This is a genomic window from Pseudomonas sp. NBRC 111143 (genome assembly GCF_001320965.1).
Lineage (GTDB): Bacteria > Pseudomonadota > Gammaproteobacteria > Pseudomonadales > Pseudomonadaceae > Aquipseudomonas > Aquipseudomonas machongensis.
In genome coordinates this window covers 18,637-41,041 of the sequence record NZ_BCBT01000059.1, presented here as the reverse complement: position 1 = coordinate 41,041, position 22,405 = coordinate 18,637, and the positions used below count along the sequence as shown (strand labels likewise).

Sequence of the window (22,405 nt, the reverse complement as noted above, 5' to 3'; positions counted from 1 at the left end):
GAAGCCGCGCGCGATATTTGAAGCGAGAAAAGCGAGATATTTCCCCTCGGGTGCCGTTGCATCCCGCGCAAAGGAATTGCACAAATACGGTGATGTCGTCGCAAGCATGAAAGAAAGAAGGCCGCCCAATGAGGCGGCCTTCTTCGTTAGGGCGGCGCTGGTCAGGTAGCCAGGCTCCTGGCCAGCTCGGGTAGGCTTACCCGACCCTCGGCAATGGCCTGGAGTTCCTCCTCCGGCAATACCGCCAGCAGCTTGCTGGCTCGGCGGTCAAGCTCGAGCCTGGCCATCCGTTGCCAGTCCTGGTAGTCGATGACGTGTGCCAGGTTGGCCGGGCTGTTACGGACGTAGCCGCTAAGGTAATCGACCAGGCGCTGCTCGATTTGCTCCTGGGCGGCGGGGGAAAGGGCTGGTTTGGCCATGTGGCTGCTCCTTGGTTGCGATGACACCAGTAACGCTCTGTGTGCCTAGAACATCAAGTCATCGCGCCACCGCGCGGGGAGAAAGCCACAGCACTTCCGTGCGTGGCCGCTGGCTGCCGGCAGCGCGGTGCGGCCGCTCGACCCGGTGCCAGTCATAGAGCACCTGGTCGTACAGCTTCGACGGGTAGCCTGCAAGCACCACCAGCCCCTGCACCGCCCGTAGCTGTTCCAGCAGCGCCACATGATCGGCCTCGCTCATCTCATGCCTGTATCCCGACTTCGTGCGCGTCGATGGAACATACGGAGGGTCAACGAAAAAGAGCGTATCGGGCGTGTCCTGCGCCCGGATGACCTCCTGTGCTGGCCGGCATTCGATGACCACGCCCTGGAGCCGCCTGGATACCGTCAGCAGACTTCGCGGGTAGCTGGCCCACTCATGTGCCTTGCAATGCGGCCCGGTGCGGTGCCTGGCGTCCGCGAACGTGGTCTTCTTGAAGTTGAACAACGCCTCATGGTGAAAGGACTGGTACGCCCGCGTTATCGCCCGTTGTGCGCGAATCACCGGGTCTTTGCTGCCCTGGAATGCCAGCTCGAATTCACGGCGGCTATACGGCGTCCGGCGCAGGCGGCGCATCAGCGCCTGGCACAGCCTCGGGTCTTGAACGGCCCGGAATATGCCGACGATCTCTTCGTCGAGATCGTTATAGACCTCAATCGTGCTGCGCGGCTTGCGCAGCATCACGCTGGCCGCGCCGCCGAACGGTTCGACGTAGATCCGATGGGGAGGGAAATGCGACAACACCCACGGGGCGATGATCCACTTGCCACCGAAGTAGCGCAGCAGCGACCTGGTGGGGCGCTCAGGATTGGCCTGGGGCCGGTTTTGTTTGGTGAGAGGCATGGTTGCTCCTATTGAGAAAAATAGGCGCTCCACGACGCTCTGGTTCAGTGCTCTCGGCACTCAGGTAGTTCAATGTCCCGCAGCGCGGGCACTTGATCGACAGCCGCAGGTATTCGCCTTCGGCCAGTTTTCGGCGGCAGTTGCCGCACCGTATCTCTTTCATATGCTGCAAAACCTTTGCGGTTCTGGTAGCCTTGAGCCCGCCTGATCAGGTGGCGCGGCCTTGGCTACCTACGCAGCCTAGCTCTGCTGGGCAGTGCTGTATCGGGTGTTCCCGCACCCAATGCAGCGCCGCGTCTTTTCTTGAATTGCGTTTACTGGCTGCTGTCGGGCACCTCCCGAGGCGACCGTAATGGGTAGAAGCGCCGGATCTTCACCGGCAGCCGCCCGACCATCTCCGGGTTGACCTCCCGGATGGTTCGCCACATGAACCCCAGCGAATGCGTATGCTTGGCGTGGCCAAGCAGTGAGATCACGCTGTCAACCTTGTCCCGCCGCACAGCCCGCCTGAACTTGTACAGGCTGAACTTGCGGATGAACTTGCCGCGCCGCCAGGTGCGATAGCCGACAAAGTTCACCCCCTTCTTGACCTTGGCCATCGTCCACTTCGACAGTTCCAGGTTCAGTTCTTTGTCCAGGAACTCCACGATGCGGGCCTTGTATTCGATGCACTGGTCGTGCGTCAGGTTGAACAAGATGAAGTCGTCCACATACCGGCAATACAGCTTGACCTTCAATTCTCGCTTGACGAATTGATCCAGCGCATTCAGGTAGATCAGGGCGTAGATCTGAGACAGCAGGTTCCCAATGGGAATGCCCAGCGGCTCCGGCAACTCAGCGAACTGCATCATCACATCGACCAGTCGCTTGTCCTTGATCTTCCGTTCAATCAGGCCGCGCAGGATATCCCGGTCGATTCGGTAGAAGAACTTCCTGATGTCCAGCTTCAACGTGTACCGCTCAGGGTCGCATTGCTGCAATGCAGCCTGGGCGTACTCCGACGCCTTGTGCGTCCCCTTGCCGATTCGGCAGGCGAAGGACTGGTCGATGAAGGTGCGGTCGAAGATCGGGCGCACGACGTGGTAGATAGCGTGCTGCACGACGATGTCCCCAAACCACGGTGCGCAAATCTCTCGCGGCTTCGGCTCCCTCACCATGAACCGCTTGTAACCACGCGGCGTGTAGGTGCCATCGTGCAGGCGACGATGCAGCCAGTCCAGCACCGCGCCGGCGCGAACGTCGAACCAGTAGCACGCCTTGCGCAGCCGCTTGCCACGCCTGGCTTCCAGGTAGGCGTGGTACAGGGCATCCCTGGAAAACGCCGTCTCAAACAAGTTTCCATGCCGCTTCATAAGCCCCCCAATGGGCAAAAAAAACTCCGCGCTGGTCTTCGGCCGAAACCTACCAAAAAGCGCGGAGCTACTGCGAGTTCGCGGCCTGCAAAGCAGGCACGCAGGACAACCTATCCCTATAGCTCCACTATCCCCGAAAGAGGTTTGAGGAAGAAGCTGCAGTCCGGCCGGGCACCGACGGCACCGGAAACATTTGTTCGTGCATTATTGAGATTGCGCGCGAACACGCCCGCCGAGGAACCATTGTTATAGTTACCACCGGCAAGCAGCAGACGTACTTGTAGGCTGCCCTTGCTACCACCAGGGATCACTTGAAGCTTTCCAGCTCATGCTTGATCCAACCGCCGATCATCCTGCCCAACTCGTCCACCAGCTTGCTGATTGCCTGCCAGCGGTGAGCCTCGACTTCCACAGCATTCTCGTCGGTGCGCCCGTCCTTGTACCGGAAATAGCCCAATTCATAGGCCAGATACAGCTGCATGCGCAGCTGCTCATGAGCAATGTCCAGTTGAGTCAGGGTCGTCTTCTTGTGGTACCGCTTCTGACACTCCACGATCAGATCGTAGACCGCATAAGCGGAATTGCGGATTCTGTTGCTCAGACCGTACTTTTCATGGCTGGGGAAGTGATTCAGATAAATGTTCATCAGCTTGGCCAGCTCTATGAACTTTCGTACCAGCATCGCTTCCTTGTCTACCGCCATTTTGCACGCCTCGCTACAGATTCCGCAGCGATTTTAGCCTACCCCCTCAATATGTAACACCGAAAAAAATTTCGCCGGGCGCTTCGCGCCCGAGTCGGCGCAACCCCAACCTCATCCTCTCGAGGAACCAGGGCGGCGCTACCGCGCCCCCCTAGACAAAGGTTACAAAAAGAAGGCCGGCCGGGCACCGACGGCACCGGAAACATTTGACCGCGCAGAAGAGAGATTGCGCGCGAACACGCCCGCCGAGGAACCAAGGCTATAGTAACCACCGGCAAGCAGCAGACGCTCGCCAAAGTTCCGCACCCAGATACCGTCGCTGCCCAGACCGGCCCCCGGAGGGGCAATGCCCAGGATGCGGGCGATGTTCGGCACGTTCAGCCCTTCCTTGACGGACAGCGACTCGAACGACCCAGACGCGTATCCAGCGCCAGAGTCCTGGCCAGCATCCCCATGACGAATGGTGACCGTGTCAGACAGACGTGGCGCTCCATGTTGTCCAGTGTTCCCAGCAACAATGCCGTCGTACTTCAAAGTGCCCGCCGTACCCGGCGCAACCAATGCCCCGTCCGAGGCACGAATCGCTTTCCACAGCGTCGACGTCCTGCTCAGGTCGATGGTGTGGGCCGCTGCATCGTTGTTCGGGATAATCTGCACCTCACCATCCATGAGCCGATAGCCCGGCGCCCACTCCAGAACATTGCCGCAGAGATCCGAGATGCCCCCAGCGGTGTTGTTGTGTCGCCAGGCCATCGGGCCGGAGCCGGTCAACGTGCGCGGCGTACCAGTCGTCGTACCGGCAGCTGCGCCATCAACGCGACGGCCGGTTTCCAACGGTACGTCGGACGAACGACCGTAATAGCTGTTCCCACGCGGCATGAACCCGTTCTTGCGGCACCAGCGCGCAATGGCCATCCATTCAGCATTGGTCACCAGATGGAAGCCCGGCCCGCACGCACGCGCGGCAGTCAGGAACGAGTCGAAATTCCGGCTTGCGGCCGGGTCAACACCGGGCAACGAGATCAGTTCGCCGTTCTTCACGATGCCGGGATAGGCACCGATGAACAACTCGCTCTTCTCTACGCCATTGACGATGAAGGCCGGATCGACGCCGGTTCCCAGCTCCGGGTCGATGTCCTCCAGGTTCTGCCTGTAGAAGACATTCATGTAGGTCGGCTGCTTGGTCGCGGTGTACAGCACGGTCATCTGGCCGCCAGTGGCAGCCTCCACGCTACGGCGCAGGTCGTCTTTGATGAGGATGGTGGGCATGGTGTGCTCCTAAATAAACGGATTTAGCGGGCGGCAGGCCACAAAGTCACGACCACAGCATCGGGGTCGAACTCGGCAGGTTCCTGGGTTTCGGTCGGCGGATCGTCCTCGGTTTCGCCGGGAACGTGATGCGTGACATAGCGACGAGCCGGGATCTCGATCTGCGCCAAATAGGCACCATCGCCCCCTTCGCCGGGGCCATCGCTGTTCTCACGGATTTCGACGATGACCGCCACGTCGTCCTCGCGCGCGGCCGTATCCACGACCACGCCGGCAACGGTCACCAGCGCGCCGCTCACGGCGAAATCGGCCACCGGCTGCCCGGCCTGTTTCAGATTGATCTTCATGGTTATGAACTCCTGATCATTGGTTGAGTTTGCTGGCCTTCCAGCGAATGACGACGTTGTCGGCCGCACTGCCCAGCAGCATCGTGAAACCGTTCGTTGCCCGGCTGGTCACGCTGATATCCTGTACGTCGCACGGCGCACCGTCGGCAGAGACCACGTCGAACATGAGCCGGTAGTCGTTGGCGTTCAGGCGGTTCAGGACGGCAGATGCCGATGCCGGGCTGTCCAGCACGTTCGGGAAACCAGGCTCGAGGCGGCGAATGTCCGTGATGGTGACCTTCGTCAGCCCTGGATCAGTTTCATCTGTCGAGTTCGCGGGCAGGGTCAGGCTGTAAACAGGGATCGCACCGCTGGGTACCGATGTGCCGATGGGCGTCACAGCCAAGCGCCAATTGCCGCCCGTAGCCATGAACAGGTAGGCGTAGAGCGTCACAGACCCAGTGCCGATGTTGCTCGGCACCGAGGCAGCGTTCCCGGCCGTGGCCACGCGATAAGTGCGGCCGTTCGCAAAACAAAGTCCACCCGCCAGGTTCAGGTTGCGTGCAGCGCCCTCGGAACGGGTCACCGTGCATCCGCTAACCACGCCACGGTTGGTGATCGTCAGCTCCCCTTCCTGCTGTGCATGCTCACGCAGCAGGCGCAGACCATGATGCGCCTGGCCAGCCTGATCGACGGCCAGGGATGCCAGGCCGCGCACGACTTCCACCTCGCCACGCAGGGCTTCGAACTGCGATTGGGCATGTGACCCTTCGTGATAAACCGGGAACACCGGATGTCGCAGGCGAATCGTCGCCGCAACACCAGGAATCGCCGGCAGCGCCAGATAGATCCCGCTGCCCCGCATTTGCTGCACGCCACCGGATGGCGTCTGAACATACGCGCCGCCCGAGCCAGTGTCGGCCTGGTCAGTCAGGGTCAGGCTCAACGTGCTGCCGTAGAACGCCGACGGCGTGCGGAAATTGCGGGCATCCGGGTGCCAGGCGCTGTACGGCGTGGCCTGCAGCCCGTTGCCGGTCACGTCCGTGCGTTTTTCTGCCTCCGGCACGTTGTAGGGGTTCCAGTTTTCCAGCGGCGTGCGCAGGATCAGTTCCAGCGGAATGGCATACGAGAAGCGATAGGTTTCGCTGCCAATGGTCATCGGGGCTACTTCCGCGCGTGTGTTCTTGGCCACGAACAATGTCGGGTCGTTGAATCCACGACGGAAGTTGGAACGGTTCGACGCATCGGTCTGCCCGGCGCTGAATCGGTTGTAGTACGCCGCGTTCAACGGAACCTGGTCACCGAACTTGCCGATCACCACCGTTCCGTACTTCTCCTCCAGCACTGCGCCAGCGCCGTTCAGACCCGGCACCAGGCCCATGATCGAATCGAGCATGCCGGGCTTACTGGCGTCGTCAGGTACGCGATATCGGCCGGACTGGCGGGCCGCATATGCCGCTTGCGCCCAATCATCAACGATCTGAATATGGGGCCGCAGGTCGCCCAGGCTCGATACATCGACCGCCGCCAGGCGATATCGCAGGCGGGCCAGTACCGGGTTGCCGCTGGCGTCGATAAATCGGACGACAGGCGGCTCGAACGAAACGTTCTCGCTCGGGTTCTTGTACCCGCCCGCATTGAACTTCAGCACCTCGCGCAGCGCCGCGTCGACCGTCGTCACATACTGCTGGTGCCGGAACGACGAATACGTGTCCGTGACCGTGCCGGTCAGCACTTCAAACCAGCACTCGACATAGGACAGCGTCCAGCCGAATCCTTGGGGCCATTCGCCCGCAGCGTAGCGGCGGAACAGGTCGCGCATGGCGGTGATCTGGTTGGCCACGCTGCCGGCACCCGTGACCAGCGCGGGCACGGGTGGGGCTTCGACTTCCTCGGTGGCCAGGAATGCCGTCCCCTCCGGGGCCGGCCCGCGCAGACGGTAATCGTTGTGGCGCGTGCGTAGGTAGTAACCGTTGATGATGGCCGAAAACTCGCCCATTCCCGGCATGCCGCGATAGTTCGGATGGTTGTGGATGGAGGCAGGGTTGTAGTTCTCGGCCCAGCCACGGTCATAGGCATCGTCCCCGCCCCGGTTGTACTGCCGGGTCAGGAACAACCCACTCTGGCCTTGGCCACGCAGCACCTCGGCCTGCTGCTCGAAGTTCCACGCCGCCAGCGCTGGCAGGGCCGATGTTTTCGACTCACCAGCGCGCAGACGCTCGACTTCGCGGTTGGCAATACCCGCCTGCTCCAGCGCGAACATCAGCGCGGAATCGCCTGCGTTCTGCTTATCCGGGCCTACTGCCTCGAATTCGCCCTCGATGTGATTCAGGCGCTCCGGCAGGTTTGCGTGAGTGCCCTTGGCCTCGTCAACCTGGTCAGCACGCATCTTCAGGTAGGCCGTGCGATTGGCAAGTTGTTTGCCTTGTACGTTGGAAATACCGTCTTCGCCACCCCGAACCTTGTCCGTGGTTTCGATCTGGTAGATACCCGATTCCCATACCGGGGTTTCGCTAACGTTTGCCATGTTGGCTCCTAGAAAATGATTGTCCAAGCCCCGGTCAGGCTCAGGTCTGGTTTCTTGTGAATCGCCTCACGCACTTTTCGCGCAAACAGCGTGCTGTCGGCGCACAGCAGGCCGAATTCGGTGATCTCCAGGTCGTTCCCCTCGGACTTCGGCAGCGACCAGCTGAAGCGCACACGGCCCGCTTGTGGGTAAGTAATGCTGCCGATGGGGAGAATGACCGGCGACGTGAGCGCCGTGTCTCCAGGTGCAGCGGCAGTAGTACCGACGCCGAAGCCAATGCGGCTTACATGCCGGTTTGCACCATCGCCACCCAGGAAACGAGAAAGCTGGTTAGCGGCACCTGCCACGATCAGATTCTTTTCCTGGATCACCTGGATCAGTTCGCCCTCGCGGCGAACTTCCATCTCGAAAATGCCGGTCGGTGTTCCGACCCTGTCACGAATTTCCATCACGCCTCCAACATGGTGATGACGTCACCCGAGTAGGTAATGCCGCCGGGATAGAAGATCTGCCCGTCGTGCTGGTAGGTGCCGTCGTATGGGTAGTCCTCCTCATCGCCCGAGTAGGACAGGGTGCCGTCGTATGCGCGGTGGCGCGTCACGATGATGGGCATCGGCAGATCCAGTGCCACTACCCCTTCAGAGCCATAGGTCACGATGCCGCTGTAATCGACCTCTCCACCGTGCAAGGGGAAAACCTGCTGCCGATCCTCGGCCTCGAGGACACCGGACATTTCCAGTTCCTCGCACGCTTCGCCGTAGACCTCACCCTCATTGGTCAGACCGGAATGCGCCTGCGCGCCGGAGTAGTCGAATTTGCCCCCATAGGTGATCGGCTGCCCCTGGTCATGCGCCAGGCTGCCGTCGTACAGCGGACGGCCCCAGGTATGGACATCGGCCTGGTCGATCTCGATGTTGAGCGCATCCTCTTCCCGGTATGTGACGGCATCCTCGACATCGTTGCCGCGATAGCGCACATCGACCAGGTGCGACCTGGCTGGCTTCCATTCAGTGATGGCCCCGACGATGCGTGCAATGTCATCGGCGGTCAGGGCGCGCATATCGTCCGCATTGAGATCCACACGGAACTGCGCCCAGTGGAAGTCCCCATAGGTATTGCCGCCGTCATACGCCAGGCTGCCGTCGTAGTCGTTCTCGGGCAGGTGCTCAACGATCTGCAGGTCGGTGAATCCGAGTGCGCGCAGCGCTTCCTTGATCGCCCAGGGCGTACCCTTCGTGCGGTGCAGTTCGATGGAACGTTTAATCAGCGCCCGGCGCTGTGCCACCGTAGACGTCAGGTTCCAGCCCTCATTGCCCATGATGTGGAACTGATCGCCCAGGTGCGGCAACATCGCCTCTGGGACAATGTCCACCAGACAAACCAGGATCTTCTCGATATCCAGGCTGCCGTATTGCTCCCACAGCAGCTTGCACAGCAGCGCGAAACGCTCGTCCCCCGCCAGTGCGGGCGGCAACGCAGGCATGCGGTTATCCATGCGCCGTCCCCCCGTCAATCAGCGTGATTGCAGAGCAATAGCCCCACTGGTGCGATGCCAGTACCCGCAATGCAGGGGCCAGCATCTGCACGCGATAAACGCCAGAGACCTGCAATACCGCCGCGATCTGTTCCGGCACCAGGTCGGCACCCAGTTCACGCTGACGCGCAGCGATGTAGGCGTCGAGCGCCTCCCGCGCGCGTGTCGCGGTTTCCGTCCTGTCGGCAGTTTCATAGAACGTCAGCCGCGCGCGGATCTCGTAGTTCACGATCTCCGGCTGGCGCACCAGTACGGTGTCGCACAGCGGCCGCACGCGTTCGCTCGATAGTGCAGCCAGGACAACGGCCTGCAGGTATTCGGATGGCAGCCCCGTCTCGACCAGAGGATAGATGGCGACGTGTCCGGGTTCCTCGCCCTCATTCGGGCCGTGTACGACGACGTCGACGATGGATTGGTGCGATGACATGGCGTGATGCCGATACGCGCCATAGCTGCCCGCATTCGTGTACGCCTCGGGCGCGGCGATGATGCGCTCCTTGTAGCGATCATCGGCTTCGTCACCAGCACCACCTGTAGATTCCGTGACGTTCACGGCCACCACAGGCAAATCGCCCTGGAGAACGGACACTTGACCGGGCATCCACCCGTTGCCCGAGACGCCCTCGACCGTGCAAAACGCATCAACGATGGCAGACATCGAGGTCACACGCGCTTCGCCCTCAATCTCGAATACCGTGCGGCCGTCAACCGTAGCCACGCGTGTGCCTGCGGGCACGATGAAGTCAGCCCCAGCCTCTTCTTTCTTTGAGAAGCGAATCTTGCACTGAGCGGCCTTGGCCAGCAGCCGAGGCGTGCCCACGAGGTCGCCCAGGTAATCCAGGATGATCCCGCTGGAAAATCGCACCAGCACCTTTTCGCCAGTGCTTTGGATGTTGGTTTGAGCCAGGCCGTGCGCATAGGCGATCTGGTTGATGAACAACCGCTCAACCTGGGCCGGGTACAGCGTTTTGCCGGTAGCCGCCTCGTAGCGTGCCACCAGATCGGCCTCGACGGCTGCCGGGTCAACCTTGACGAACTCAGGCGGTTGCCGGTCTGTCATGCTGCACCTCCGTCAGTCGCGTCACACCATCAGCCGCACGCCACAGCACGCGGGTTTTTATGCACTCGGCATCGACATCAATCCGCACAGACTCGACAACGATGCGCGGCTCCCACACGCGCAGGGCGTCCACGGCCTCGCGCACCAGGTGCGGCCGCACACGGTCTACCGGCCTGTCCAGCCAATCAGGGATTCGGCTCCCGAAGTCAGGCCGGTGCGGATCGCTACCCTTGGGCGTGGACAGGATGATGCGGATGGCCTGGTCGATGTCCCCAATGCCGGACACGATTTCACCGTCCCGCTTGAGCGCGGGTTGCCAGTGGGCTGCGGTGATGTTCGTGTATTCCTGAGTCATGCGAGCATGGTAGGAATACGCGCTGGAGCCGTCTTTTAACGGCGTTTAGAGAATGCTGCGGGCGGCACCAGGTCAATGCCGGTGGTGATTGGTATTGCCCTGTTCGTCGATGATGGTGCCGCTGGCGTGGATACTGCCATCGACGTCCAGGTTGCCCTTGATCTTCACCTGGCCGGTAACGCCCACACCGCCTTCGATGGTGGATTGCGTGGCGCTGATCGCTGCGCTGTCGGCTTTGACTGTGACCTGGCTGGCTTTGACTTCTACCTGGTCGGCTTGGACATTTACCGTTTCGGCCGTTGCCCGCACGTTCTTGGCCTGCAGCTGGACATCACCCACGCACTCCACGCGCAACAGGTGCGCGCCCTGGTTGTATGTGATTGTCGTGCCGTCCCGGAACCGGACGTAGTCGGTATCCTGGTCAACCACAGGCGGCGGCTCAACCGTCGAGTAGACCCCGCCCAACACGACGCCGCCAACGCCATCTTCCCGCAGCAGGACGGCGACCTGCTCCCCGATCTCATAGAGCACCGGGCGGCGTTTTGTTCCCTGGCTGTTTCGTTGCGGGACATCGAGCCAGTAGGTTTCCAGGCCGTCACGGTCATCCAGGCGCACCCGCACCCGGCACGCCCGGTAGTCCAGGGCAGTGACGATGCCATAGTCCAGATCCAGCCCCATCATCAAACCTTCCCGTGCGCCACGGACTGGATGCCCAGGCGGGCATCATCCGCCGTCTGGGCATCTGTCGAGACGCGGCAGGCATCCACGTCGGTCACATAGCCGCCATTTCGATCCACGGTGTGCGTCGAGCGCGTGATCAGGTAGTTCCCTGCGAACTTGCCGGCATCCTCACCGATCAGCGCCAGCACGTTCCCGCTAACCATGCTCGGCCTGCCTACGCACGACCAGCCACCCGTGGCACGCTCCCGGTTCGACTTGGCCAGGTCGGCCTTGGCCTGGGCAGTGGCTTCTTCCGCAGATGCGGCACGCTTGCGGCTCTTGCGCGTATCCCCGCTGCTGGTGGTCTTGCTGGCGCTACTCGGAACTGCAACGGTTTTTCCGTTTTCGATGCGGTACTCGACCAATTGCTTCTTCGCCGGCTCTTGATGCTTGACCTCGACGGCCCGAGGAACTTCGCGCAATTGGTCGCGGATACGCACGTTTGTCAGCTGTGTGAGCGCAAGACTCCCGATGGGCTTGCCCTGGGCCAGTTCAGAGATCGAGTGGAAAACCAGCTTGGAACCGACCACTTTGAACGCATAGTCATAGGTGTCCGCCAGTTCCCGCAGGAACACCAGGTCGGATTCGCGCTGCGTCAGCCTATCCAACTTGATCGACTCGATCCGGCCCACCAGTTCGAGACCTTGGCGCTGGGCTATCTGCTTGGCTACACCCTCGAGCGTCATGCCCTCATAGGCCCGGTTCTCGACCGTGCGCAGCCCGGCCCGAATGCCTGTGGCCAGCGCCCGTATGTTCACCACGGACGGCGGGTACTGCAGTTCGACCTCGTCGATCTCGAAGCTGCCCACAGCCCGCAGCGGCGTGCCATGCCAGCCCATCGACAGCGTCAGCGTGTCGCCGTGACCGGGATACCAGTCACCACGCCACCGGCCTTGGGCGTCCACCAACTGGATGTCCAGGTCATCACTCTGGCCACTCAGGTAATCCGTGTAGCGCAGCGACAGCAGCGATGCACTGATATCGCGGGTGATGTTGCGCGACTCGTACATGACGACGAATCGTGCATCCGGCACCAACTTGGGCGTCAGGAAGTCGGTCAGGTTTATCGCATCCACGGCGGCAGATCCTCCGTTGCTGCCTCGCGCTCGAGCAGCGGAATGGCCAGCTTCAGCCCCGATGCCAACGACGGCGTGATGGGCACATGCGGATTCGCGTCGATGATCGGCTTATAGCGGCGCGAATCACCGTAATAGCGCGCCGCAAGTTGATCCCAGCGTTCGCCCTCGGTCGTGATATGGGTCAAGAACATCATGCCCTCCTGGTCGCCACCTTCGCCGCCAGGCTGGCCAGCTTTGGCCCGGCATCATCGAACAGAGAAATCGAACGCTCCAGGGCGCTGCCTGCTGACCCGATACGGTCGACGACGTTCTCCAGATCCAGGCTGTCAAGATCCAGGCTGGTCTGGATGCCGCGCACATCGCTCAGGACATCGCTGCCGAGTGCCGCCAGGTCGCCGGCGTCCTGCAGCAGCGCAGCCGCATCCGAGAAACCTTCCAGCGGTGCGATGGCCTTGCCTGCAACCCCAAGCAAACGCGGCGCCTGGGTCAGCATATCGGCCACATCGCCACGCCGCACAACGTCGTACAGCTGCTTGCCGGACTGGATCACTGCCGCCGCCTTGCGGGCGTGTCCCAGCGCCACCTCGGCGGTGCTCTTGATCGAATCGAAGCGCGACAGCAGCTCGGGGCGAGCAGTGTCGGCAGTCAGTGATGGATCAATCAGCCCCAACAGCGTCTTGGGCTGCTCGACCGGGCCGGTGTATTCCCGCAGGGTGATCGTCAGCGTAGAGATGCTGTTCTGGCCGTTTGCCCATGTGCGCCGGGGCACATTGCCCAGGGCCGTGATGACAAACGCTCCGAGGTAATCCCCGCTGCCCAACACCAGGGCCAGTGGTTGGTGTGCAGCCTGTGCGTCACGCAACTGCCGCTGTCGAGCCGACGGATCGCCCAGCATCGGGTGCAGTTCAATGGTCAGCGTGTACTCATCCAGTCCGTCACCCACCCACTCGAGCAACGGTTTGCCCTTGATCAGCGGATGTTCGGCCCAATCCGTGGACGCGGACAGTTCCATACCGGACAGGCCGCTGGTGACCTCGAACTCGATTTCTCCCAGTACTGCCAACATCACTCACCCCCATAGGATCGACGGCGGTTCTGGTGCTGGTATTGCTCCATCAGCCGTGAAAATTCGTCGAAGGACATCCGCATCGCGTTCTCGACCTGGTCGCGTACCGGGCCAGCTGCCGCATCGACATGGATGACCGGCGCGAATGTGATCGGTGCCGAGGCAGCCGTCGGTGCAGGTTGAATGATCTGGTTCCAGACCTGGTCGGGATACTGCGGCGGCAGGCGTCCGGCTGGCGGTGCGCCTGTAGGCAATGCCACAGGCGCATCCTGCAGGCCAGCCAGGCGTGGCAGCAATTGCACCTGAGCCGTCAGCGGCTCCACGGCCGGCAGCGCAGCAGATACGCCCAGCGGGGCCAGCGCACCGCCTGCGGCAACTACGCCGGCCAACGCCCGCGCAGCCTGTCCAGCCAGTGGCATCTGATTGCGGATGCCCAGGGCCGCGCCCTCGGAGACATTGGCACCAAACCCCATGAAAACCCGGCTGGGCGAGTTGATGCCCAATTTCTCACGGAACCAGCCAACCACGCTTTCGCCCATGCCGACCACGCTGTCGCGCACCGCCGTCCCCATGCTGCGGATGCCGCCGATCAGGCCATCCATCAGGTTGGCACCGAACTCGCTGAACTTGCCAGGCAGCTCAATCCCGAGTTGCGACAGCCCGCCCGAAATAGCTTGGTACAGCAGACCGACAGGCGACCAGTTGAGCAACTGCTGGGTCACACCTGAAACACCGCCGTCCACGGCGGTTTGGACGTCGCCCCATACGCCTCCGATGAAGCTTGACACTCCACCCCAGGCGCTGGCAGCCGCACCTCGAATGCTGCCCCAGGCCGACGAAAGGCCCGCGCCAATGCCGTCCCACGCGCTGCGCGTGACGCTGGCCACGTCCGACCATAGCCCGCTGAAGAAGCCCGTCAGGCCGCCCCAGGCGGTTGCCGCCATGTCCTGGACGCCGCCCCAGGCTCGGGACAGCCCTGCCGTGATGCCCGACCAGGCCGACGTGAAGACGCCTTTCACCCCCGACCACAGCCCGCTGAAAAACTCGCTGATCGGCTCCCAATACTTGTAGATCGTGTATGCCGCGATCCCGATGGCAGTCACCGCCAGCCCAATCGGATTGAGCAGCAGCGCCCGGCCTAGCCAGAGCACCGCCTGGCCAGCCAGTTTCAGGCCCGACACCAATGCGCCACCCATTACCCGGCCCAGCAGCAGCCCACCCTTGGCCAGCAGCATCAGCGGCCCGCCAAAGGTCATGGCCAGCCCCTTGCTGAATGGCACCAGAAACCGCATCGTGGCCGAGAAGCCTGCACCGATGGCCCTCAGCCCGCGAACGGCTGGGGCAAAGTTGCCCAGTTGGAACAGCGCCTTGAGCAACGTCCACTTGGCCGACAACGTCAACACGCCTGTGCGTACCGCATTGATCGGACTCAGCACCAGGAGCATTCCGTACTGGACACCGATAAATGCCAACTTGGCTGCCAGCAAACCACCCACCAGGCCGACGACCCCCTTGATCAGTGCCGGATTCTCGGCAGCCCACTCACCGAAGCCGCGCACGATGGGCAGCACTGCCTTGCTGATCTCGACCAAGGGTGGAATCAGAACCTGGCCAATGACAAGCCCAATCTCGGACAAGTTGACCATCAGCGCCTTCATCTGCTCCCGCGGGCTTTCCATGCGCCGCGCCAGGTCGGCATCCAGCACGCCCTGGTCGGCCGCTGCCACGCTGCCCGCCTGGATCTCGGCTAGGTCACTCCGGTTCGCCAGCGCCGGCCGGACAAAGGACAGCACCTGCATATCCCGGAACAGTTCCCCCAGCTTGTACGCCTCGTTGAGCCTATCCAGGGCAGACTGGCGCTCCGCCTCGTCCTTGATCTGCATGGCGGCTTCAAATTCCTTTGCAGCCTCCGGCCCCTTGCTCCCGACGTAGTTGGTGATGATCTCCAGCATGGCCTGGACTGGCGTCAATCCGCCTTCGACCAGGTTGCGCATGGATGCCTGCAAATTGATGCCGGCATCCTCGAACGACTTCAAGGTATCCGGTGCTGTGATCTTCGACAGGAAGTTCTTGAAGTTGTTGGCGGCTTCGTCATTGGTTCCAGCGCCACGTCGCGCAATCTGCAAGGACGCACCGATCTCGGCCACGGCGCGTTCGCCAGTGATGCCCAGCGCAGCCATCTGCGGCGTCAACTGCGGCAACCACTTTGCCATGTCAGCCAGTTCGAACTGGCCCTTCTTCCCGGCGAACGCCAGCATGTTCAAGGCGCGTTCGTAGCCCTGCGCACCGATCCCCAGGTTGTCGTTCAGGGCGATGGCCACTGAACCCAGGTCATCCATGCTGGCGCGGGTGGCCGTGGCGGTTTTCGCCATGATGGGTGCATAGGCCGACAACTGGTCGACGTTTTCGATACCACCCGCAATCAGTACCTGCGCGCCAGCAGCCACATCACTTTGAAATTGGTTCCAGCGGATGGCTGCGCCGCGCAGCACGTCGCCCAGGCGCTTTTCTTCCGCCTGGTCGAATCCGCCGGTAATGGCGATATCGTTCGTCTGATCCTGGAACGCTGCCGAGACCGCCATCGACTTGAACACCGGCGCGCCGAGGACTGCCGCCGTTCCGATAGTTTCCAGAGCCTGGCCACGCAATTCTTGCCGCCGACTGGCCAGCGTTTCGCCCCTGGCAATACTGGCGTTCAGTCGGTCTTGCTTGACCTTCAACTGGTCGATGGTGCGGCCTACGCGGTCGTACTGGGCGCGCAACCGGGCCAGGCCGCTGCCGCCCGCAGCCACTGCTGCCGACAACGTGGTGCCGATCTGTCGCTGCTTGGCTGTCAGCCCGTCGGTAGCGCGGCCAAGTTGCGTTACCGTGCCACGCACGGAACCAAAGGCAGCCCGCAGCGAACCGCCAACCACCGCCCCTATGCGCAGACCTACCTGGATTTCCCGCGATGCCATGCCTACCTCAGCGATTGCCCTTTACAGCAGCCAGGCGGCGGTCGATTTCCTGCTCACATACGCCGCACCAGCGCCAGTAGTCGTCCATCTCCAGCTGGTCAATCTCGCTTGGCTGCATCCGCAGCACCAGGAGCAGCAATTCGTCCCAGGAATGCAGCAATGTCGCCGCCCCGTACCATTTCTTGAAACGTCTCGGTCACCCGCCGCGAGTCGGCAATGTGCAGTTCACCCAGATCCTCGACGGTCAGGCCCGTCATTTTGGCCAGGAGAAGATCTTCGATGACCGCCTCGTCGCGGGAATGCTTTTGCGCGGCCGCGATATCCTTGCGGCGGATGATGTGGATGGGCACGCTCTTGAGGGTTTCGCCGGTGGGCAGCGGGGTGGGAAACAGCAACGGCAGGCTGTGGGCGCTGGCGGCGGTGTTCGTGGCTTTGGCTTCTTGCGACATGGCAGGCTCCGAGGTGGTTGATGAACGAAATATCTAGAGTCGTCATCATCAACCGCCAGCCGCCGCCCGTCTTTTAACGGCGTTTACAGATGCAGAAAGGGGCGCACGCAGCGCCCCTTTTCCTAGTCTTGGCCCGTCATCACGACAGGCCAAGGTTCTGCCGATACTTCGATAGCTGATCCTGGCCGGCCACCCTGTAGATATTGGCCAGGTAGTCGAGCAGCAGCACTTCTTCGCCATTGACCTTCTGCTGCACATACGTCGAGGAGAACGGGGTCTCGAACGCCGTGTTCTCGCGCGGCTTGAAGTTGCCCAACTGGTACTCTTTGAACATCACGGTCATCAGGGTCACCAGCGGGATTTCGTCGGTTTTCCCCTGCGAGTTGTAGACCTCGATGCTGCTGCGGCACTGCAATTGCACGGTCTTGAACGGGGTGGCGATCCGCTTCGCCGCGTCGATGTACTTGCTGTTCCAGACAATCTTGCCTTCCAGCTTGTCGATGCCGTCCGGCAATTCGATCAGGCCGACCAGGCCCAAGCCCTGGAAGTCGCTCGTCACGGCCTTCACTGCGCCCAGGTCGATTTCGGACGCCCGTCCGAAGAACGAGTTTCCGTCCAGGTAGACCGCCGCGTTGGTGATCCGATGTGCGCTAAATCCGGCCATTATTGAGTCCCTCCCAGAGTCGCCAGGTATTCGCCCGTGATTTCAGTTTCGAATGTGCCGCGCTCGAACGGCGGCGGCACAGTCAGCTTGTAGCTGAACAGCACATGCCCTTGTTCCAGCTGCGTTTGCGGGTTTCGGGCCGGGTCGTACCAGCACTCGCCGCCGAGCAAGGCACCATCGCCAAACAACTTGCGGATGAACTGGTTCACGCTTTCGACAACGCTCTCGATCAGTGCATTGGTCACGTTCTTGTCGACGAACTGGAGCATGCTGTAGCGGATCGACTCGTCGACGACGTCCTTGGTGCGGCGCACGTTCTCGAAGTTCTTCATGTGCGTGACCGTGGGCCAAGCGGCAGTGCGGTTGCCCCACAGCCGCAAGCCGGTACCGAACGAGTTGAACACCGTGGTGATGCCGTTCTCATTCAGGAGATTGACCTCGCTGTTGGGGTCATCCACACGCGCGGTCAGCGAACGCTCCAGGCCGATCACCCCCACCAGTTCATGGTTCGAGTGCGATGCCCAATATCCCTCGTCGTTATCCACCTTGGCCCGCAGTCCGGCCGAACGGATGGACAACGGTTGTAGCCTTTCACCATCCGTCAGGCTGTCGTAGATCTTGACGTGCGGGTAGTGCAGCCGCACACGTTCACTCGACGTGTTGAAGTTGATGGTGCCCAGCGGGCCTCGGCCGGAGATCGCCTGGGACGGCGAGACACCAATCGGGGCGTCGGTATAGGCGATGGCTCCCAGCACATCGGCCAAGGCAGCCAGTTCCGTGCTCACGGAATTCAGCGTCGAAAAGCCGGGAGCCAGCAGGATTTTCGGGAAGAACCCGAACAGGTTGTAGCTGTCGGCAAACAGCTTCATGCCGGAACGCTGGCCAGCGATGTTCACACTGCCGATGATCTCGGCGGCCGTGATCTTGGACGGATCAGCATAGGTGTAGTCCGCCTTCACGACGGACTGGGCAGGAATCTGCCCGCCAGCCAGGCGCTTGACCTTGCCGGTCAGCAGCGTGGCCTCGTAGTCAGTGCCGGCCGCATAGGTCTTGCTGCCGTCGGCAGACTTCAGCGTCAGCGTCTGGAGTGCGCCATGCCCGAGTTGCACCAGGTCGTTCAAGCCGAACGTGCGTTCTTGTGCGGTCACCGCGCTCTTATGCACGGCGGGATCGAGGACGTTGACGACCAGGACGGTGCCGGCACCGAACGCATGGATGCCCGCCAGCGCCTCGGGAATGCCGAAGCCGGGCAGATCGGGGCCGAATTGCGCATCGTCGACCTCGGTCTGCGATAGCGTCAGCGTATTGACCGGCCCGGTCGGAGCCGAGCCGACCACGGCGATCACCGCGCTCTTGACGACCTTGATGGCGCGCGGGCCGCGCTCGACTTCGGTGGTTTCGATACCGTGGAGATAGTTCGCAGCCATCAGACGCCTCCTTCCGTAGCCTTGGCCGACTTCGTCGCCGGGGCCAGGCTGATGTGCTTCAGCACCAGCAGGGTTTGCGTGTATTCGTGGTCGGGAGGAAGCTCCACCGTGCCGCCAGGCACCAGCGCTACATCCAGCACCTCACCATCCACGCGCAGCGATGCCGCCGAGCGCGGGCCGCTGTAAACGTATTTGCTCAGTTTCATGAAAGATCCTCAAAAAAGGGCTTGAAAGACGGGCCGGACTCCGGCCCCTGAACCTGGGCCTGAGTAGTGCGTGTCTGGTACTTCTGTGCGTACTGCCACAGCCCCGTAACCTGGCCAATGAACGATTCATCGGTGGGTGCCAGGGCGATGCAGCAATGCGGCGGCGTGAACCCGGTCAGCGCCTCCCGGATCTGATCGAGATAGCCGACTACCCCTTGCGGGCCGTTCAGTTGCCTGAAGACCAGCGTCAGTGGGATGGTCATGTCGCGTTCCTGAAATACCGCGTCCAGAGCATCGCTGCGGGCGAACCGGGAACCGCTGAACGCGACCAGGATTGCCCCCACCGGATGATTCATCCGATAGCCCTTGGGGTTTTCCGGGAACAACTCAACGGCCAGCCCCTTGCCGAACCGCTCCTTCAGCCGGTCGACAACCGCATCCAGGATTTCAGGCGTCTGGCTCATCAGTAGTGCCTCCACGCCTTGTCACCGAACCGCTGGCGGCGGGCACGCACCCGAATCTCGCCCGGTTCCGGGGCAGATTGGCCATCCGCAATGCCCAGGGTGATCAGGCCGTCGCGGATGGTCTCCAGTAGCTTGATAGCGTGCTTGCGGGCGTCCGTTACCGCGTCAGGAATAGCGCCCTCGGGACGCCGGGCGTACAGTTCATAACGGATCAGGCTCAGGGCTGCGCCGCGCAGCACCGTCGGCACGGGGTCGAATGGCAGCGTGTAGCGGCCTCGCATATACCCGTCTACCAGATCCTCCACTTCGGTCACGACAGATGTGATGACTGCCTCGTCCGGGGCATCTGCGGCCGGATCGTCGTTCGACAGTTGCAGCAGCGTGACCTGGGGAATGAACGCGCCAATGGCGTCCCGAGTGACGTAGCGCATGTCAGCCTGCCTTCAACTCGACCAGCGCCTCGGGGAACATGCACAGCGCCAGCGGGTTGGCCTGCACTTCCACATCCCAGCCCTTGCCCATCTTGCGCGCCTCGGACTTCGAGTAGTACGGCAGACCCAGGGTGTTCACGGTGTCGTTGTAGTTCGCCGGGGCGTTGAACATGCGGTAGACGCTGGGGGCATCCGGGAACACCTGGGCGACGTCGGCGGGGATGAAACGCTGGCCGCTGATCGTGACGTCGTACTCGATGTAGGTGATGCCACCGAACGTGAAGCCGCTGCGAGTGTCGCCACCCAACCGATCCTGGGCTTCCTGGTAGTTGGCGAACGCCTTCTGCACCTTCTCGTGACCAGTGAAGGCGTCGAACCAGTCCGGGCCGCAGAACGCCTTGAACCCGCGAACGGCTACGCCGCCCAGCTTGCTTTCGGAGTAGCGCTTGGCCTTCAGGCATTCCGCACGCACATCCGTTGTGGCCGTCCCCAGGGGCACCGTGATCTTTTTCTGCGTGACGCCGAACGCGTCATAGAGATCCTCGATCACCTTGCCGTCGGCATCCAGCAGCCGGCCGCGCAGCGCGCCGATGCGCAGATGCTCCCGCGTGGCTTCCACGCTGTTTTTCATCTCGCCCAGGTGGTCGTTGATGATTTTGGCCTGCTGCGAGATGGGCTTCTCGTCACCGAACGCCGCCACGTTCTGCAACTGTCCGGGCAGCAGCGGCCGCGACAATGGCAGGTGCAACGTTTCGAACACACGACGGCCGCGCTTGCCGGATTTGCTCGGGGCCGGATCGGCATCGCGCGACGTGTTCGGCACCAGGATCAGCCGGCCCTGGTACTCGTCGATGACCACGGACGTGGTCGTCACGCCCTTTTCTTCGAACAGCCCCAGAGCGGCCACTTTGCCCGGCACGGCGGGCAGCTTGTTGACCGCTGCCGTCAGGCTAGTCACTGTGAACAGATCGTCCAGATTCATGGTTGCAGATTCCTCTTGTTGAACATCAGATGGGCGCGCTGGCCACGATGCCCAGGGCATCCAGTTCAGCGACCGCCGTGGCTTTTTGCGCGTCGGTCGCCGCATCGGGCCACACCAACTCATCCAGATTGACGACCGCGCCGCGCTTGATGAGCACGCGCGATTCGGCGTCGGCGGCGCTGGCATCGACGTCCTCGCCCAGCACTGCGACTGCCTTTTTCGCTGCGCCAGTGCCAGCGGGGTCGATCACCTGGTATTTGCCGCTGACGAGCGCCAGTACGGTGCCCAACTTGTAAGCGGTGCCAGCCAGCAAGGTGCCAGCGCCTTTCGTCCAGCCAGGCTGGACTTCGACGAGCAGCAGGTCGCCCAGCTTTTTTTTCGGGGTATAGGTGGTTGCCATGACGCCTCCTTACGACTTGCTGCGCGCTTCGGCATCAGCCAGCAGCGGGTTGACGGTCTCGGCGCGGCCGGCACGCGATTGCGTGGCCTGTTCCGAGAAGTTGATGCCGCCGGCCAGTGCGGTGAACACTTCGCGCAGCCCGTCGGCCAGCGGCTTCTTGGCATCGCCCTCGCCAAACTCCAGCGGGGCGTCGGGTTCGGCCTCGGAGAAGTCCAGCGCGGCAACGATGGCGGGGACGTGCGCCGGGCGCAGCCCCTTGCTTACCAGCCCCTCGGCAAACTCCACGTTGCGCGCATGCGCGGTGTCACGCGCCGCCTTACGCTTGTTCTGCTGATCCTGGGCGATTTGTGCGCGCAGGCGCTGGTTCTCGGCCTCCAGCGCGGCCTTTTCCTTGTCGGTCACGGATGACTCCTGTGTTTCAGTGGTTGCGGGATCGCTGAAAGCGACCCCGGTCGGGGACGGGTCAGCGGGAATGGAATCGTTGGTGGGTTTGGCGCGGGACACTTCGTTCAGGCTGTCAACTTCCCAGCCAGGCACGACCTGGTCGGCAGTGTCCTTGCCGAACTGAGAGATCAACCATTCGCGCATGCGACGCCACAGGCCGGCACCGATCTCATGTCCGTAATCAGCGAACTCGATCACGCCTTCTTCGCTGGCAGCGAACTCGACAGGCTTCAACCCCTTGATGGCAGGAGGCATCGCACCGAGGAACCCAACGTGGCGAAGGTAGAACACGCCAGGCACGGGGTTGCTGGGGGAGTCGGGCTGGTAGAACGATGCGGAGACTTTCTTGAACCGGCCTGCGTCGACGATCTCGGAAAACGCGGGATCGACCTGGCCAGGCTCGGCCTGCAGGCCATCCTTACCAGCCTGCAACGACTTGACCCAGCCATAGGCTGGTGCGTCATGGCGCGGATGGCCGATGACGATGGGTGCTTCGTGCAGCGCAGGGTCGTAGGCTGCAACAGTAGCGGCCAGGTCGGTTTCGCTGAACGTGACCGCCTGGCCGTCTGATGCGACGTGCGAGCCGGCACGGAAAATATTGATCGTCTTCATCTGCTGTGCATGTCCCAAATAGGTACATGCCGCAGTCTGAGGACAGCGGGGCGCGCAG

26 protein-coding genes are annotated in these 22,405 nt (G+C 62.2%); all 26 read right to left on the bottom strand.

Annotated features, from left to right (window positions below; translation table 11 throughout):
* Positions 1 to 161: 161 nt before the first annotated feature.
* On the bottom strand, positions 162 to 419 hold the full coding sequence (locus tag APH44_RS24380; protein ID WP_054894977.1) for a hypothetical protein: 258 nt from the start codon (positions 417 to 419) through the stop codon (positions 162 to 164).
* Positions 420 to 477: 58 nt separating this feature from the next.
* Positions 478 to 1,320, bottom strand: coding sequence for a DNA adenine methylase (locus APH44_RS24375; protein WP_054894976.1), 843 nt, complete (start codon positions 1,318 to 1,320; stop codon positions 478 to 480).
* Positions 1,280 to 1,483 (bottom strand): Com family DNA-binding transcriptional regulator, encoded by a 204-nt coding sequence (locus APH44_RS29420; protein WP_082430661.1) that lies wholly within the window; start codon positions 1,481 to 1,483, stop codon positions 1,280 to 1,282. Before APH44_RS29420 ends, APH44_RS24375 begins: the two co-directional genes overlap by 41 nt.
* Before the next feature lie 151 nt (positions 1,484 to 1,634).
* Entirely contained in the window at positions 1,635 to 2,672 is a 1,038-nt protein-coding gene (locus APH44_RS24370; RefSeq protein ID WP_054894975.1) for an RNA-directed DNA polymerase, read from the bottom strand.
* A gap of 307 nt (positions 2,673 to 2,979) precedes the next feature.
* Positions 2,980 to 3,375: a four helix bundle protein gene (locus APH44_RS24365; protein WP_054894974.1), complete on the bottom strand. Its 396-nt coding sequence runs from the start codon at positions 3,373 to 3,375 to the stop codon at positions 2,980 to 2,982.
* A gap of 162 nt (positions 3,376 to 3,537) precedes the next feature.
* Complete coding sequence (locus APH44_RS24360; RefSeq protein WP_054894973.1) at positions 3,538 to 4,644, bottom strand: hypothetical protein; 1,107 nt, start codon at positions 4,642 to 4,644, stop codon at positions 3,538 to 3,540.
* Between the two features lie 23 nt (positions 4,645 to 4,667).
* The gene (locus APH44_RS24355) at positions 4,668 to 4,991 is read right to left on the bottom strand and encodes a hypothetical protein (RefSeq protein WP_054894972.1); all 324 of its coding nucleotides are present in this window, start codon (positions 4,989 to 4,991) and stop codon (positions 4,668 to 4,670) included.
* Positions 4,992 to 5,007: 16 nt separating this feature from the next.
* Entirely contained in the window at positions 5,008 to 7,497 is a 2,490-nt protein-coding gene (locus tag APH44_RS24350; RefSeq protein ID WP_054894971.1) for a hypothetical protein, read from the bottom strand.
* Positions 7,498 to 7,505: 8 nt separating this feature from the next.
* Positions 7,506 to 7,946: a hypothetical protein gene (locus APH44_RS24345; protein WP_054894970.1), complete on the bottom strand. Its 441-nt coding sequence runs from the start codon at positions 7,944 to 7,946 to the stop codon at positions 7,506 to 7,508.
* Positions 7,946 to 8,992 (bottom strand): phage tail protein, encoded by a 1,047-nt coding sequence (locus APH44_RS24340; RefSeq protein WP_082430660.1) that lies wholly within the window; start codon positions 8,990 to 8,992, stop codon positions 7,946 to 7,948. The genes APH44_RS24345 and APH44_RS24340 overlap by 1 nt, the downstream gene beginning before the upstream one ends.
* Positions 8,985 to 10,091: a baseplate J/gp47 family protein gene (locus APH44_RS24335; protein WP_054894968.1), complete on the bottom strand. Its 1,107-nt coding sequence runs from the start codon at positions 10,089 to 10,091 to the stop codon at positions 8,985 to 8,987. The genes APH44_RS24340 and APH44_RS24335 overlap by 8 nt, the downstream gene beginning before the upstream one ends.
* On the bottom strand, positions 10,069 to 10,446 hold the full coding sequence (locus APH44_RS24330; protein ID WP_054894967.1) for a GPW/gp25 family protein: 378 nt from the start codon (positions 10,444 to 10,446) through the stop codon (positions 10,069 to 10,071). Before APH44_RS24330 ends, APH44_RS24335 begins: the two co-directional genes overlap by 23 nt.
* Before the next feature lie 72 nt (positions 10,447 to 10,518).
* Positions 10,519 to 11,127 carry a phage baseplate assembly protein V gene (locus tag APH44_RS24325; protein ID WP_371264438.1) on the bottom strand — a complete coding sequence of 203 codons (609 nt, stop codon included), beginning with the start codon at positions 11,125 to 11,127 and terminating at the stop codon, positions 10,519 to 10,521.
* The gene (locus APH44_RS24320) at positions 11,127 to 12,242 is read right to left on the bottom strand and encodes a phage late control D family protein (protein ID WP_177342483.1); all 1,116 of its coding nucleotides are present in this window, start codon (positions 12,240 to 12,242) and stop codon (positions 11,127 to 11,129) included. Before APH44_RS24320 ends, APH44_RS24325 begins: the two co-directional genes overlap by 1 nt.
* Positions 12,230 to 12,439 carry a tail protein X gene (locus APH44_RS24315; RefSeq protein ID WP_054894966.1) on the bottom strand — a complete coding sequence of 70 codons (210 nt, stop codon included), beginning with the start codon at positions 12,437 to 12,439 and terminating at the stop codon, positions 12,230 to 12,232. The genes APH44_RS24320 and APH44_RS24315 overlap by 13 nt, the downstream gene beginning before the upstream one ends.
* Complete coding sequence (locus APH44_RS24310) at positions 12,436 to 13,311, bottom strand: phage tail protein (RefSeq protein ID WP_054894965.1); 876 nt, start codon at positions 13,309 to 13,311, stop codon at positions 12,436 to 12,438. The genes APH44_RS24315 and APH44_RS24310 overlap by 4 nt, the downstream gene beginning before the upstream one ends.
* Positions 13,311 to 16,268 (bottom strand): phage tail tape measure protein, encoded by a 2,958-nt coding sequence (locus tag APH44_RS24305; protein ID WP_054894964.1) that lies wholly within the window; start codon positions 16,266 to 16,268, stop codon positions 13,311 to 13,313. Before APH44_RS24305 ends, APH44_RS24310 begins: the two co-directional genes overlap by 1 nt.
* Positions 16,269 to 16,366: 98 nt before the next feature.
* Entirely contained in the window at positions 16,367 to 16,717 is a 351-nt protein-coding gene (locus APH44_RS24300; RefSeq protein WP_054894963.1) for a phage tail assembly protein, read from the bottom strand.
* 139 nt (positions 16,718 to 16,856) lie between these two features.
* Positions 16,857 to 17,381 (bottom strand): phage major tail tube protein, encoded by a 525-nt coding sequence (locus APH44_RS24295; RefSeq protein ID WP_054894962.1) that lies wholly within the window; start codon positions 17,379 to 17,381, stop codon positions 16,857 to 16,859.
* Positions 17,381 to 18,808, bottom strand: coding sequence for a phage tail sheath subtilisin-like domain-containing protein (locus tag APH44_RS24290; protein WP_054894961.1), 1,428 nt, complete (start codon positions 18,806 to 18,808; stop codon positions 17,381 to 17,383). The genes APH44_RS24295 and APH44_RS24290 overlap by 1 nt, the downstream gene beginning before the upstream one ends.
* The gene (locus APH44_RS24285; RefSeq protein WP_054894960.1) at positions 18,808 to 19,014 is read right to left on the bottom strand and encodes a hypothetical protein; all 207 of its coding nucleotides are present in this window, start codon (positions 19,012 to 19,014) and stop codon (positions 18,808 to 18,810) included. Before APH44_RS24285 ends, APH44_RS24290 begins: the two co-directional genes overlap by 1 nt.
* Positions 19,011 to 19,478: a Gp37 family protein gene (locus APH44_RS24280; RefSeq protein ID WP_054894959.1), complete on the bottom strand. Its 468-nt coding sequence runs from the start codon at positions 19,476 to 19,478 to the stop codon at positions 19,011 to 19,013. The genes APH44_RS24285 and APH44_RS24280 overlap by 4 nt, the downstream gene beginning before the upstream one ends.
* On the bottom strand, positions 19,478 to 19,909 hold the full coding sequence (locus APH44_RS24275; RefSeq protein ID WP_054894958.1) for a gp436 family protein: 432 nt from the start codon (positions 19,907 to 19,909) through the stop codon (positions 19,478 to 19,480). Before APH44_RS24275 ends, APH44_RS24280 begins: the two co-directional genes overlap by 1 nt.
* Before the next feature lies 1 nt (position 19,910).
* Positions 19,911 to 20,891, bottom strand: coding sequence for a major capsid protein (locus tag APH44_RS24270; RefSeq protein ID WP_054894957.1), 981 nt, complete (start codon positions 20,889 to 20,891; stop codon positions 19,911 to 19,913).
* 25 nt (positions 20,892 to 20,916) lie between these two features.
* A complete protein-coding gene (locus APH44_RS24265) occupies positions 20,917 to 21,291 on the bottom strand; it encodes a head decoration protein (RefSeq protein ID WP_054894956.1) in 375 nt (124 codons plus the stop codon).
* Between the two features lie 9 nt (positions 21,292 to 21,300).
* Positions 21,301 to 22,347: a hypothetical protein gene (locus APH44_RS24260; RefSeq protein WP_054894955.1), complete on the bottom strand. Its 1,047-nt coding sequence runs from the start codon at positions 22,345 to 22,347 to the stop codon at positions 21,301 to 21,303.
* Positions 22,348 to 22,405 lie beyond the last annotated feature (58 nt).

Excerpts from the sequence above, each read along its gene's own strand:
- APH44_RS24380 (WP_054894977.1), bottom strand. The coding sequence starts at position 419 with ATGGCCAAACCAGCCCTTTCCCCCGCCGCCCAGGAGCAAATCGAGCAG.
- APH44_RS24375 (WP_054894976.1), bottom strand. The coding sequence starts at position 1,320 with ATGCCTCTCACCAAACAAAACCGGCCCCAGGCCAATCCTGAGCGCCCC.
- APH44_RS29420 (WP_082430661.1), bottom strand. The coding sequence starts at position 1,483 with ATGAAAGAGATACGGTGCGGCAACTGCCGCCGAAAACTGGCCGAAGGC.
- APH44_RS24370 (WP_054894975.1), bottom strand. The coding sequence starts at position 2,672 with ATGAAGCGGCATGGAAACTTGTTTGAGACGGCGTTTTCCAGGGATGCC.
- APH44_RS24365 (WP_054894974.1), bottom strand. The coding sequence starts at position 3,375 with ATGGCGGTAGACAAGGAAGCGATGCTGGTACGAAAGTTCATAGAGCTG.
- APH44_RS24360 (WP_054894973.1), bottom strand. The coding sequence starts at position 4,644 with ATGCCCACCATCCTCATCAAAGACGACCTGCGCCGTAGCGTGGAGGCT.
- APH44_RS24355 (WP_054894972.1), bottom strand. The coding sequence starts at position 4,991 with ATGAAGATCAATCTGAAACAGGCCGGGCAGCCGGTGGCCGATTTCGCC.
- APH44_RS24350 (WP_054894971.1), bottom strand. The coding sequence starts at position 7,497 with ATGGCAAACGTTAGCGAAACCCCGGTATGGGAATCGGGTATCTACCAG.
- APH44_RS24345 (WP_054894970.1), bottom strand. The coding sequence starts at position 7,946 with ATGGAAATTCGTGACAGGGTCGGAACACCGACCGGCATTTTCGAGATG.
- APH44_RS24340 (WP_082430660.1), bottom strand. The coding sequence starts at position 8,992 with ATGGATAACCGCATGCCTGCGTTGCCGCCCGCACTGGCGGGGGACGAG.
- APH44_RS24335 (WP_054894968.1), bottom strand. The coding sequence starts at position 10,091 with ATGACAGACCGGCAACCGCCTGAGTTCGTCAAGGTTGACCCGGCAGCC.
- APH44_RS24330 (WP_054894967.1), bottom strand. The coding sequence starts at position 10,446 with ATGACTCAGGAATACACGAACATCACCGCAGCCCACTGGCAACCCGCG.
- APH44_RS24325 (WP_371264438.1), bottom strand. The coding sequence starts at position 11,127 with ATGATGGGGCTGGATCTGGACTATGGCATCGTCACTGCCCTGGACTAC.
- APH44_RS24315 (WP_054894966.1), bottom strand. The coding sequence starts at position 12,439 with ATGATGTTCTTGACCCATATCACGACCGAGGGCGAACGCTGGGATCAA.
- APH44_RS24310 (WP_054894965.1), bottom strand. The coding sequence starts at position 13,311 with ATGTTGGCAGTACTGGGAGAAATCGAGTTCGAGGTCACCAGCGGCCTG.
- APH44_RS24305 (WP_054894964.1), bottom strand. The coding sequence starts at position 16,268 with ATGGCATCGCGGGAAATCCAGGTAGGTCTGCGCATAGGGGCGGTGGTT.
- APH44_RS24300 (WP_054894963.1), bottom strand. The coding sequence starts at position 16,717 with ATGTCGCAAGAAGCCAAAGCCACGAACACCGCCGCCAGCGCCCACAGC.
- APH44_RS24295 (WP_054894962.1), bottom strand. The coding sequence starts at position 17,381 with ATGGCCGGATTTAGCGCACATCGGATCACCAACGCGGCGGTCTACCTG.
- APH44_RS24290 (WP_054894961.1), bottom strand. The coding sequence starts at position 18,808 with ATGGCTGCGAACTATCTCCACGGTATCGAAACCACCGAAGTCGAGCGC.
- APH44_RS24285 (WP_054894960.1), bottom strand. The coding sequence starts at position 19,014 with ATGAAACTGAGCAAATACGTTTACAGCGGCCCGCGCTCGGCGGCATCG.
- APH44_RS24280 (WP_054894959.1), bottom strand. The coding sequence starts at position 19,478 with ATGAGCCAGACGCCTGAAATCCTGGATGCGGTTGTCGACCGGCTGAAG.
- APH44_RS24275 (WP_054894958.1), bottom strand. The coding sequence starts at position 19,909 with ATGCGCTACGTCACTCGGGACGCCATTGGCGCGTTCATTCCCCAGGTC.
- APH44_RS24270 (WP_054894957.1), bottom strand. The coding sequence starts at position 20,891 with ATGAATCTGGACGATCTGTTCACAGTGACTAGCCTGACGGCAGCGGTC.
- APH44_RS24265 (WP_054894956.1), bottom strand. The coding sequence starts at position 21,291 with ATGGCAACCACCTATACCCCGAAAAAAAAGCTGGGCGACCTGCTGCTC.
- APH44_RS24260 (WP_054894955.1), bottom strand. The coding sequence starts at position 22,347 with ATGAAGACGATCAATATTTTCCGTGCCGGCTCGCACGTCGCATCAGAC.